The following is a 10,990-nucleotide window of genomic DNA, read 5'->3' as shown; positions in this document are numbered from 1 at the left end:
GCGGATTGGAATCGGAAACATCGTTGGCCGGCGTCACCGGCGAGATGCGGATGCCGGTGCGCTCGGCGCCGACCTCGGCGACCACCGCCTTGGACACTTCCAGCATCAACTTGGCGCGGTTCTCGATGGAGCCGCCATAGGCGTCGGTGCGCTTGTTGGTGCCGTCCTTGGCGAACTGATCGAGCAGGTAGCCGTTGGCGCCGTGGATTTCGACGCCGTCGAAGCCGGCGGCGATGGCGTTGGCCGCGCCTTTCCGGAAAGCATCGATGATGCCAGGAATTTCGGAGAGCTCGAGCGCGCGCGGCTCCGACACGTCGGCAAAGGTGCCGTTGACGAAGGTTTTCGTGTTGGCGCGGATCGCCGACGGGGCAACGGGCGCACCGCCATTCGGCTGTAGCGAGGTGTGCGAGATGCGCCCGACGTGCCAGAGTTGCAGGAAGATGTGGCCGCCCTTGGCGTGCACCCGGTCGGTGACCTTGCGCCATCCGGCGATCTGTTCCTTCGAATAGATGCCGGGCGTGTCCTGGTAGCCCTGACCCTGTTGCGACACTTGCGTCGCTTCCGAGATCAGCAATCCGGCGGAGGCGCGCTGTCCGTAATATTCGACGGCGAGCGGATTGGGCACCAGACCGGCAAGCGCGCGGTTACGGGTCAAGGGCGCCATTGCGAAGCGATTGGGGAGCGTGATCGGACCAAGCTTGAAAGGTTCGAGGAGTTTGGAGCTCGTCATGTCGGGGATCTCGTTGGGTTGGCAGAGCAGGCGGGTATCCGGTCGAGGTGTGCATTGCGGTAGATCAAGGCAAGCCGGCCATGATCACGAAATCGAAAGCGTCGTAGCCTCCTCTAAACAGGTCGCCGGACGATGCCTTTATGCTTCGTCCAGCGCCTGTCGTGGCATGCTTTGCTGCTGCTTGTCAGGGCTCAGGCGACGCCGAGGAAGTCGCGTTTGCCGATCTCGACCCCGTTGTGGCGCAGGATGCCGTGGGCGATGGCGGCGTGGAAATAGAAATTGGTGAAGGCAAAGCGGTTGAGAAATTCCTGGCCCTTCAGCGTCAGGGTTTTGTCCGGGCCGATCGGGAAGGTGACATCTTTGCTTTCTGCGCCTTCGAACTGCGCAGGCGTGAACTTCTTGAGGTAGTCCATGGTGTTGGCCAGCCGCTGGCGCAAATCGCCGAATGTCTTTTCGGTATCGGGCGTCGTCGGCACCTCGACATGAGCGAGCCGGGCGCAGGCCTTGCCGGAGAAATCGCAAGCGAGCTGAATCTGCTTTGACAGCGGCAGCATGTCCGGATAGAGCCGCGCGCCGAGCAAGACCTCAGGTTGGATGTTCTTTGCGGCGCAATGCGCCTCCGCTTTGGCGAGAATGCCTGAAAGGCTGCCGAGGATCTGGAGGAAGGCGGGGACGGAAGCGTCGTAAAAGGACATGTGATGCTCTTTCGTGGCATGAAAGCGTTAGCGCCGAACGGCGTGTGCCACAGATGGTATGAGGCGGGGAATATGCAACCGTCTCGGCGCGAAAGGCCGGCCAGATATTACCTTGGCGGCAACGCCGTCGCCGTCGCGGGCTGCGCGCGCGGCCCCCGCATTCGCGCCAGCAATTCGGCTGTTGGCCAGGAGTCGGCCGGGAGGCCGAATTTCATCTGCATCGCCTTTACGGCGCTGCGGCTTTGCTGTCCCATCACGCCGTCGATCTTGCCAACATCGTAGCCCGCGCGCACCAACAATTGCTGCAGCTCGCGCAGTTCGTTCACGGGAAGTTGTGCCACCGGCGCGCTCGGCCGTTGCATCGGCGGCGCACCGGCGATGCGGGTGGCGAGATAGGCTGCGGTCGTCGAATAGATCAGCGAATTATTCCATTCGGTGTAGGCGGCGAAGTTGGCGTAGGCGAGAAACGCCGGTCCGTTGCGGCCCATCGGCAGCAGCAGCGATGCCGGCATGTCGTCATCGGGCAGCGGCCTGCCGTCCGGATATTTGACACCAAGCTGCGCCCATTTCGAACGCGGCAGGCGGATCGTCAGATCGGCCTGATCCCAGGGGAAATTGGCCGGCGTCGTCACGCGCACTTCCTGCAACCACGGCTCGCCGCGGCGCCATTTCAACCCGGTCGCGATATAGTTGGCCGTGGAGCCGATCACATCTTCAGGGCTGCTGAGCAGATTGCGCCGGCCGCCATAGTCGACAGCATAGTTGAAGTAATGCGACGGCAGAAATTGCGTCTGGCCGAGCTCACCGGCCCATGAGCCGATCATTTCGCTTGGGCTCAGGTCGCCGCGATCGATGATCTTGAGCGCCGCGATGGTCTCGCCGATGAAACGCTCCGAGCGTCGGCAATCATAGGCGAGCGACACCAGCGAGCGCAGCGTCGGCAGGTTACCCATGTTGGCGCCGAAATCGCTTTCGAGTCCCCAGAACGCCGCGATCACCGCCGGCGGCACGCCGTATTCCTTCTCGGCGCGCGCGAAGGCGCTCGCGTAGGTCCTGATCCGCGCCTGCCCCTGTTGCATGCGGTAGGGCGCGGCCATGCGGCCGGAAAATTCGGTGAACACCTGGCCGAACACGCGCTGGCCGCGGTCGCGATTGACGATGCCTTGATCGTAGACGAGGTAGGGCGAGGCCTCGCTGATCGCGCGCTGCGAGACGCCGGCGGCGAGCGCCTGTTGTTTCAGATCGGCGAGAAAGCGGTCAAAGTTCGCCCCGCCATGGCAACTGGCGGCGCGCGGAGAAGGGGTGCGGGGGGCAGGCGCTGCGCGCGTCGGGCCTGAAGATCCCGGCACCGCGTCTTGCGCCGACGCCGTTTCCGTAAAAATCAAGAGCCCGACCGCGCCGAGCAGAGCCGGGAGTTTCGTCGAAAGCCGCATCGCTATGACCTGTTGGATTCGCCCCGAGAGGCCAATCCACTAGCATCATTTTGAAGCGGGTGTCAGTGCCGCACGTGCTCAGTAGGTCCAGCCCGAGACGGAATAGCCTTGGCCGCAATAGCCGCGTTTGGTGCGGTAGGAGCCGCAGGCCGCTGTAAAGCCGAGCGGACCGAGATCGATGAAGCCGGCGCGATCGGCCGAACGCCAACTCTCAGCGCCGCGGACCGTGTAGAGATGTCTGGCGTGATGGCCGGCATGCCCGCCCCTGTGACTGGATGCAATTGCGCTGGTCGTTGCGACAACGGCAAGTGTCAACACGACTGCAGTGGCGAGAATCTGTTTTGTCATTGCGATCCTCCGTTCACCTACTACAGCCGCGGTTCTGCTTCTCGCGATCTAATCTTTCCGGATTGGTACCATCCTTTTTACGCTGCGGCGCGGCGAACCTAAGGAATATTTTATGAGCGCCCCTGCCGCCACAGGTTTAAACTCGGCGTCAGGTCTGAAGGGCGCTGCAAGGCGTTTCGCTCATCGGTCGGGCAAGTCATGCGCAAGCTGGCAGTCGGTCTGATCTCACTCTCGATCACCTGTGGATCTTGTGCGTTCGCGCAATCCACGAGCCAGACGTCGAACTTTCCATCCGCACGGTTTTTGCAGTTTCCACCGCATTTTCAACCGCGGCTTGGGATGACGGCGGACAAGATCAGCACCGCGCCGCCGGCGCTTCCGTCCTATGCGCAACCTCCGATACCGGAAGACGGCTACCTCTGGATGCCCGGATTCTGGGCTTGGCGTAAAGACGTTCCCGACTATTACTGGGTGCCCGGCACCTGGGTCAGGCCGCCACGTGCGGGGCTTCTTTGGACGCCACCTTATTGGAGCCGCGTCGAAGGCGGGTACGCGTTTCACGATGGTTATTGGGCTGCCGATGTCGGTTTTTATGGCGGCATCGACTACGGCTTTGGTTACTCCGGTAACGGATTCCAGGGCGGTTACTGGCAGAACGCGACCTTCGTCTACAATCAAGCGGCGAACAATCTAGGCGCGGCCAAAGTTGAACATTCGTACGATCAGGCGATCCTGGTCGACAATAACCAGCCACAAGCGAGCTTCAACGGCGGAAGCCGTGGCACGAAAGCAAAGCCGACCTCTCGGCAGGAAGAGTTGGCCGGCGACGAGCACGTTGCGCCTACCGCGGAACAGCAAGCACACTTCGAACTGGCGGCAAAGGATCGTTCACTCTATTCGAGATTGAACGGCGGCAAGCCTGGTGTCGCCGCCACCGTTCATGCTGGGGTGTTCAGTGGCGCGGGCGTCATTCGCAGCACCGCCCTGTTGGAAGGAGCGGCCCAGGCAAACGACGCCGCAACGACGGGCGAAAATCGGTGACAGATCCCCGGAGATAGCTTCGCCACGTTGCAGGATTTCGCTGTCGCCAACGCGAGATCGCGATTTGCGTGGCAAGAAACAACGGCCGCCTTTAGCGAGGCGGCCGTTTTGCTTCGAAACCCTGAGTCAACGGCTACCAGCCGACGACCACGCTTGGGACCACGGTTGGGCCGCAATAGCCGCCGTAGCCGTAGCCATAGCCATAATACCCGTACGGGTCGCAATAACCGGTCGCGGCTTCAGCCAGTCCGAGACCGAGGCCTACGACGCCGATACCGACGTCAGCGGCATATGAATCATCGTAGTAGGGATAGCCGCCCCAGCCGCCGCCGTAGCCCCAGCCACCATAGCCGCCGACAAAGCGTCGCCCGCCCCAGCCGCCATGGCCCCAGCCGCCGTGGCGCCAGCCGCCGTAGCCGCGCATTCCGGCAAAGCGCTGGCCGCCGAAGCCTCCGCCGTGCATTCCGGCAAAGCGTTGGCCGCCGAAGCTGTGCATGCCGCCCATATGACCACCGAAGCCGCCCATGTGACCGCCGAACCCGCCGCCGCCCATGTGGCCGCCGAACCCGCCGCCGCCCATGTGGCCGCCGCCGCCCATATGACCGCCACCGCCGCCGCCATGGCCGAACGCCATCGCGCTCGTTGTCATGCCGGCGGCAAGCGCCAGTGCCGCAACGCCTGCTAAGATCTGCTTCTTCATCTGCAACTCCTCTGCCTGGAAGGCTCGTTATGTTTTTTTAACGGCCATCCATGCGCAGAGTTGCATCAAAAGTTCCGAGCGCCCTCTAAAAACAAAATTAGAGATGAGACGCCGTTCGCCTTTAGTCGCAAACGATGCGTGTGCACTCGCGAACGCACGTCACAACGATTGCGGCTCCGCTTCCGACTCGATCGGCGGCAACGGGTCACCGTGGATCTTGGCTTCGAAGGAGCGCAGGCGTTGATAGATCGAGATCAGTTCCACGATCGTGCTCCAGGAATTGATCAGATATTGGAACGATTGCCGCACTTGCGTGAAGGCGTTCAGGATCTGGTTGAATGGGCCCAGGGTAATCTTGCCGGCCACGACGGTCGGCACCAGGAGGATGTAAGGAAAGACAACGTCGGTCTGCAAATAGACGATGCGGCCGACGTTGAAATACAGAAAGTTCAGATAGAGTCGAAAATAGTTGCGGCGAATATTTGTAAACAGCATCGCCAGGGTCGGCGGGTCGGCGTGCGTTGCATCATCTTCGCCGAGCACGAGCTCCTTGCGATAGGCGGCTTCGACGCGTTGGTTGTGAAACTCGATGCCGGGCAGGCGGATGCCGATCAAGGCGAGCCCGCCGGTGCCGATGATCGACCAGATGATCGCAGCGATGACGAGCGGATAGGGAATCGAACCGATCAACGGCAGCTCGGTGACGACGGCCGATAGCCGGAGCAGCACCGGCAGGAAGGCAATCAGCGTCAGCACGGCGCTGATTAGGTTGACGCCGAGGCCCTCCGTGGTGGTGGCAAACCGCATGGTGTCTTCCTGCACACGCTGCGAGGCGCCTTCGATGGTGCGAAGCCGCGGCCAGTTCTCGACATAGTAGTCGTTCATCGCGGTGCGCCAGCGGAAGATATAATGGCTGATGAAAAACCGCGTCATCACCCCGACGATGACGGCGACCATCGCGATGCCGGCAAAGGTGGATAATTCCCGATAAAATTCCTCGGCGGTCACCGCGCGCGACTTCGAAAGCGCGGCCTGGAGGAGATCGTAAAACGGCCCATACCAGCTGTTGATGGCCACGCTGACCTGAACCTGAAAATAGGACGTGAACAGGATCAGCGCCGATCCGAGGATCGACCACATCGCCCAGCGGTGCGGCGAGTACACCATCCAGAAGGCGGCGAAGATCGCAACCGTGATCGCGAAATACAGATCGAACCAAAGCGACGGTGCCGACCAAAACAGCGATACGCCGATGGTCGGCGATGGCGCGACGAGACTTTCCGCATAGCCGTACCAGAGCGCCATGGACAGCGCGATCCAGATCAGGGCCGACCAAAAGAACAGCCTCGGGCGAGGGAAGAACGAAACGAACATGTCGGGATATCCGGTTTTGGAAGGCGAAGAAGGGGAGAAGGCCTAAAGCACCATAGCGGTTCCGCCGGATTAGCCAACCGGTACTCTTGTCATTGCGAGGAGCGGAAGCGACGAAGCAATCCAGTTCCTCGATCTTGTTGCGCAAAGACTGGATTGTGGAGCCTGTCATCGAGCGCGCATTCGCGCGACCCGTTGGCTATCGCTCGCAATGACGGCAGCGCTCGGCTGACACTACTCACAATTCCCGCGCGTTGGAAAAGACGAACGAGGACATCCGCCGCGTGTTCTCGTCCAGGATCAGGGTGCGGGTGATCGGCGCCTCGGCGCGCTGGCTGCAATTCTCCCGTTCGCACAGCCGGCAGTTGACCCCGATCGGGGCGCCTTCGACGCTGTCGAGATTGAGGCCGCTGGCATAGACGAGTTTGGGGGCGTGGCGGATTTCGCAGCCCAGGCCGATTGCAAAGCGCGGCTGCGGCTGGGCGTGCGGCGCCGCCGGTCGGCGCACCACTTGGGCAATCGAAAAATAGCGGGTGCCGTCGGGCAGCTCGATCACCTGGCTCAGCAGCCGATCCGGCGTGTCGAAGGTGGAATGCACGTTCCACAACGGGCAGGTGCCGCCGAATTTCGAGAACGGAAACGTGCCGGAAGAAAATCGCTTCGAGACATTGCCGGCATTATCGACGCGCAGCATGAAGAACGGCACGCCTCGGGCATTGGGCCGCTGCAACGTCGTCAGCCGATGACACACCTGCTCGAAGCCGGCATTGAAACGTTGCGACAGGATGTTGAGATCATAGCCCAGCGCTTCTGCCGCGGTCTGAAACGGCTGGTAGGGCATCATCGCCGCGGCGGCGAAATAGTTGGCGAGCGTGATGCGGTAAAGCCTTCGCGGCGTATCGTCCAACGGGCCGGCGCGGCCGATGATGGTTTCGATCGTGCTGGCGCATTCGGTGAGCCCGATCTGGAACGCGAGCTGAAAGGCGCGGCCGGGGCTGTCGACCAATTCCGAGATCAGAAGCTGGCGGCGATGACGGTCGAAACGGCGCAGTGTCTCGCGCATGACGTCGACCGGCATGATGCGGGTGAGAATCGAATGCTTCTCACGCAGCCGTGCAGAGAGTGCGGCAAACAGTTCTTCCGCCGGCACGTTGAGTTCGTCGCGCAGATTTTCCGCCGCCGTCTCCAGTTCGGGAAAATAGTTGCGGTTGGCCTCGATCAGGTCGCGCACGCGCTCGATCGGGTTGGCTTCGAAGCGCGCGCCCTCGTCGCGGTCGGCCATCTGGGCGGCGACCATGGTCTCGCCGCGGCGGGCTTCGGTATAGGCGGCGTAGAGCCGCTGCAAGGCATGGGTAACGCCGGGGCAGAGTTCGGCGAGATCGCGCAGTTCCTGCTTCGGCAGTTCGATCTGCCGGAACAGCGGGTCGGAAAAGATCTCGTTCAACTCGGCGAAGAAGCGGTCTTCGTCGGCGGTTGCGAGGTCGCGCAGATCCAGATCGTAGGCCTCCGCGAGGCGCAGCAGGATTTGCGCCGTGACCGGGCGTTGGTTCCGTTCGATCAGATTGATGTAGCTCGGCGAGATTCCGAGCCCCTCGGCGATCTGGGTCTGTGACAGCCCGAGTTGCTGGCGGATGCGGCGGAACCGCGGACCGACGAACAGCTTCTTTCCGGAATCCCCAGCCATGGCCTTGCCCTGCTGTGGGGCCGATTCCTGCGAAATCGAACCCTTGTCTCGAAATTTACACGCGATCAGCGCGTTCGCCGATCGTTTGTGACAAAATTTACAAGATTACTTATGTCACAAGTCTATGTGTTACATGACATCACCATTCGAAATCAAGCTGTATTTACGAATTTGAGGGATTCGCGTTTATCTCAGGACACGCATTTCGCAATGCAGTGTCACGAATGTCGAGAACAGTGGCAACGAGCGCCTCTGTCGTCATCGAAAGGATTACGAACATGAATTACCAGCCACGCGGGATCAGCGATCAGGCGCTGCAGGGGCGGACCTCCTATCAGAGCGAGATCGAGGCGGCCCAGGCGCTTCTCGACACCAAGCCGACCTGGAATGGGGTGACGGCCGAGGCCGTCGCGCGCATGCGGCTTCAGAACCGTTTCAGGACCGGCCTCGACGTCGCCCGCTACACCGCGGCGCTGATGCGCGCCGACATGGCCGCCTATGACGGCGACCCCACCAAGTACACGCAGTCGCTGGGCTGCTGGCATGGCTTCATCGCCCAGCAGAAGCTGATCTCGGTCAAGAAGCACTTCGGCACCACCGATCGGCGCTACCTGTATCTGTCCGGCTGGATGATCGCGGCGCTCCGTTCCGAGTTCGGGCCGCTGCCTGACCAGTCGATGCACGAGAAGACCTCGGTGCCGGCCCTGATCGAAGAGCTCTACACCTTCCTGCGCCAGGCCGACTCGCGCGAGCTCAACGATATTTTCCGCAGCCTCGATGCCGCCCGCAAGCAAGGCGACAAGGCAAAGGAGCGGGCGTTGATCGAGAAGATCGACAACTTCCAGACCCACGTCGTTCCCGTGATTGCCGACATCGATGCCGGCTTCGGCAACGCGGAGGCGACCTATCTGCTCGCCAAGAAGATGATCGAAGCAGGCGCCTGCGCGCTGCAGATCGAAAATCAGGTCTCGGACGAGAAGCAGTGCGGACATCAGGACGGCAAGGTGACCGTGCCGCACGACGTCTTCCTGGCGAAGATTCGCGCCTGCCGCCACGCCTTCCTCGAGCTCGGCGTCGAAGACGGCGTCGTCGTGACCCGCACCGACTCGCTCGGCGCCGGCCTCACGCAGCAGATCGCCGTGAGCCACAAGCCCGGGGACCTCGGCGACCAGTACAACAGCTTCCTCGATTGCGAGGAAGTGACGGCCGACAATGCCAAGAACGGTGACGTCATCATCAACCGTCACGGCAAGATGATGCGCCCCAAGCGCTTGCCCAGCAATCTCTACCAGTTCCGCGCAGGGACCGGCGAAGACCGCTGCGTGCTGGACTGCATCACCTCGCTGCAGAACGGAGCCGATCTGTTGTGGATCGAAACCGAGAAGCCGCACATCGAGCAGATCGCCAAGATGGTCGACCGCATCCGCAAGGTGATCCCGAACGCAAAGCTGGCCTACAACAACTCGCCGTCGTTCAACTGGACGCTGAACTTCCGTTGGCAGGTCTACGATGCGATGAAGGAAGCAGGCGAGGACGTCAGCAGGTACAATCGTGCCGAGCTGATGAAGGCGGAATACGACGACACGCCGCTGGCAAAGCAGGCCGACGAGCGTATCCGCACCTTCCAGGCCGATTCGGCCAAGCGCGCCGGCATCTTCCATCACCTGATCACGTTGCCGACCTATCACACGGCGGCGCTCTCGACCGACAATCTGGCGAGGGAATATTTCGGCGAGCAGGGCATGCTCGGCTATGTGAAAAACGTTCAGCGCGCCGAGATCCGTCAGGGTATCGCCTGCGTGAAGCATCAGAACATGGCGGGCTCAGACATCGGCGACGATCACAAAGAGTACTTCGCCGGCGAAGCTGCCCTGAAGGCGGGCGGCGTCCACAACACCATGAACCAGTTCGGCTAACGCTTATGACGTGACGCGTTTTCTTCGCGCGAACCGAATTCCACTTCGCTCGAAAACGCTATTGTGACAACAGCAGGAGACTGACAATGAGCAACGGCAGCAATTTCTGGGTGATCGGCGGCGAGTTCGGTTCGATGAACTTCCACAAGCTGGTGGAAGGCTCGGCGCAGGTGAAAGGCCCGTTCAAGACCCGCAAGGAGGCCGAGGACTGTTGGCGCGAAGTGTCCGAGGAGCATCGCCATAAAGCCGGCGTGCGCTTCTCGATCGTCGAAGAGCCCGCACGCGTGATGGCCTGATCTATCAAGAAGACGTCCAAGGACGGGCGCGGCCTCCTCACCCCTTGCGGGGTGGCGGGGGCCGCGCTCGTTTGCAGAGCCCGGCCGGTCCGATTCTGACATTCGCCGCTAGCCATAAGCCTTTGGCAACAAACGGCTCTTTGAGGATGGCAGGGTTACTGATAGGTTAATACGACTTTCCGCGGGGCATCAGGACGGGACGCAAAGCCGATGGCAGAGGCACAGAACATCGAAGACGGCGCTGGCGAAGCACGACCGACGCGCTTGCGCGACGCGCTGCGCAAAGCGCGGATCGAAGCTGCCGATCGCACCGGTGTCGTCGTTGACCTCCGTGATGCCGAGGTTGCGCGGCTCGAAATCCTGAGCGAAGCGCTGGACCCGCTGTTTTCTCAAATTCCCGACTCGGTCGATTTGTTCGACCGCGGGATCAGCCAGGGCGAGACGCCCCGGCTGTGGATCGACGTGGTGGCGCACGTCCTGATGGGCCGCGACAAGCGTGCCTATCGTTTCGTGCAGGACACCCGTTTTGGGCGCATCGTGATTGCGGAGTCGCATGACGTTCCCGTCATTGTCGATGCCGTCACCGACTATGTCGCGCGCCGCATGGTGGAGCGCGAGCATGCGCTGGTCGCCTCGCCGATGGTCGCGCCGGTCGCGGTCGCGGCCGAAAAACCCCGCCGCAGCCGGTTCTGGCCATTCGCGCTCGGCTTCGTCCTGGGGGCGCTCGCGCTCTTCTGCCTTGCGCTCATCGCAAGCCTGAGCAGTTTCTGACGTCC

At 61.9% G+C, this 10,990-nt stretch carries 11 protein-coding genes; 4 read left to right on the top strand and 7 right to left on the bottom strand.

Features of this window, described 5'->3' with window-relative positions; translation table 11 throughout:
* From VFL62_RS12560 to VFL62_RS12545, 4 genes are all read right to left on the bottom strand, one after another.
* Positions 1-730: alkene reductase (locus tag VFL62_RS12560; RefSeq protein WP_325172695.1), on the bottom strand; the 730-nt coding region annotated here is incomplete at its 3' end.
* Between the two features lie 191 nt (positions 731-921).
* Positions 922-1,425: a DUF1993 domain-containing protein gene (locus VFL62_RS12555; RefSeq protein ID WP_325172694.1), complete on the bottom strand. Its 504-nt coding sequence runs from the start codon at positions 1,423-1,425 to the stop codon at positions 922-924.
* Between the two features lie 107 nt (positions 1,426-1,532).
* Positions 1,533-2,858: a lytic murein transglycosylase gene (locus VFL62_RS12550; protein WP_325172693.1), complete on the bottom strand. Its 1,326-nt coding sequence runs from the start codon at positions 2,856-2,858 to the stop codon at positions 1,533-1,535.
* Between the two features lie 78 nt (positions 2,859-2,936).
* Entirely contained in the window at positions 2,937-3,206 is a 270-nt protein-coding gene (locus VFL62_RS12545; protein ID WP_325172692.1) for a hypothetical protein, read from the bottom strand.
* Positions 3,207-3,404: 198 nt separating this feature from the next.
* Here VFL62_RS12545 and VFL62_RS12540 point away from each other — a divergent pair, with 198 nt between their 5' ends.
* Positions 3,405-4,247: a YXWGXW repeat-containing protein gene (locus VFL62_RS12540; RefSeq protein ID WP_325172691.1), complete on the top strand. Its 843-nt coding sequence runs from the start codon at positions 3,405-3,407 to the stop codon at positions 4,245-4,247.
* A gap of 133 nt (positions 4,248-4,380) precedes the next feature.
* On the opposite strand, the gene VFL62_RS12535 is transcribed toward VFL62_RS12540, so the two are convergent.
* The 3 genes from VFL62_RS12535 to VFL62_RS12525 form a co-directional block, all read right to left on the bottom strand.
* Complete coding sequence (locus VFL62_RS12535; protein WP_325172690.1) at positions 4,381-4,947, bottom strand: hypothetical protein; 567 nt, start codon at positions 4,945-4,947, stop codon at positions 4,381-4,383.
* Positions 4,948-5,106: 159 nt separating this feature from the next.
* Positions 5,107-6,321: a peptide antibiotic transporter SbmA gene (gene sbmA, locus VFL62_RS12530; protein ID WP_325172689.1), complete on the bottom strand. Its 1,215-nt coding sequence runs from the start codon at positions 6,319-6,321 to the stop codon at positions 5,107-5,109.
* Positions 6,322-6,556: 235 nt separating this feature from the next.
* Positions 6,557-8,002 carry a helix-turn-helix domain-containing protein gene (locus tag VFL62_RS12525; RefSeq protein WP_325172688.1) on the bottom strand — a complete coding sequence of 482 codons (1,446 nt, stop codon included), beginning with the start codon at positions 8,000-8,002 and terminating at the stop codon, positions 6,557-6,559.
* 278 nt (positions 8,003-8,280) lie between these two features.
* Here VFL62_RS12525 and VFL62_RS12520 point away from each other — a divergent pair, with 278 nt between their 5' ends.
* From VFL62_RS12520 to VFL62_RS12510, 3 genes are all read left to right on the top strand, one after another.
* Complete coding sequence (locus VFL62_RS12520) at positions 8,281-9,918, top strand: isocitrate lyase (RefSeq protein WP_325172687.1); 1,638 nt, start codon at positions 8,281-8,283, stop codon at positions 9,916-9,918.
* Positions 9,919-10,004: 86 nt separating this feature from the next.
* On the top strand, positions 10,005-10,214 hold the full coding sequence (locus VFL62_RS12515; protein WP_325172686.1) for a DUF4170 domain-containing protein: 210 nt from the start codon (positions 10,005-10,007) through the stop codon (positions 10,212-10,214).
* A gap of 210 nt (positions 10,215-10,424) precedes the next feature.
* A complete protein-coding gene (locus tag VFL62_RS12510; RefSeq protein WP_325172685.1) occupies positions 10,425-10,985 on the top strand; it encodes a hypothetical protein in 561 nt (186 codons plus the stop codon).
* Positions 10,986-10,990 lie beyond the last annotated feature (5 nt).

It is taken from the genome of Bradyrhizobium sp., from assembly GCF_035701725.1.
In the GTDB taxonomy this organism is placed as follows: Bacteria; Pseudomonadota; Alphaproteobacteria; order Rhizobiales; family Xanthobacteraceae; genus Bradyrhizobium.
The sequence above is the reverse complement of the archived record's forward strand: the minus strand, read 5'-3'. Positions and strand labels throughout refer to the sequence as shown.

What these genes read in the sequence shown, in the direction of transcription:
- VFL62_RS12535 (WP_325172690.1), bottom strand. Translation starts at nt 4,947, where the DNA reads ATGAAGAAGCAGATCTTAGCAGGCGTTGCGGCACTGGCGCTTGCCGCC.
- VFL62_RS12545 (WP_325172692.1), bottom strand. Translation starts at nt 3,206, where the DNA reads ATGACAAAACAGATTCTCGCCACTGCAGTCGTGTTGACACTTGCCGTT.
- VFL62_RS12525 (WP_325172688.1), bottom strand. Translation starts at nt 8,002, where the DNA reads ATGGCTGGGGATTCCGGAAAGAAGCTGTTCGTCGGTCCGCGGTTCCGC.
- VFL62_RS12540 (WP_325172691.1), top strand. Translation starts at nt 3,405, where the DNA reads ATGCGCAAGCTGGCAGTCGGTCTGATCTCACTCTCGATCACCTGTGGA.
- sbmA (WP_325172689.1), bottom strand. Translation starts at nt 6,321, where the DNA reads ATGTTCGTTTCGTTCTTCCCTCGCCCGAGGCTGTTCTTTTGGTCGGCC.
- VFL62_RS12515 (WP_325172686.1), top strand. Translation starts at nt 10,005, where the DNA reads ATGAGCAACGGCAGCAATTTCTGGGTGATCGGCGGCGAGTTCGGTTCG.
- VFL62_RS12555 (WP_325172694.1), bottom strand. Translation starts at nt 1,425, where the DNA reads ATGTCCTTTTACGACGCTTCCGTCCCCGCCTTCCTCCAGATCCTCGGC.
- VFL62_RS12510 (WP_325172685.1), top strand. Translation starts at nt 10,425, where the DNA reads ATGGCAGAGGCACAGAACATCGAAGACGGCGCTGGCGAAGCACGACCG.
- VFL62_RS12550 (WP_325172693.1), bottom strand. Translation starts at nt 2,858, where the DNA reads ATGCGGCTTTCGACGAAACTCCCGGCTCTGCTCGGCGCGGTCGGGCTC.
- VFL62_RS12520 (WP_325172687.1), top strand. Translation starts at nt 8,281, where the DNA reads ATGAATTACCAGCCACGCGGGATCAGCGATCAGGCGCTGCAGGGGCGG.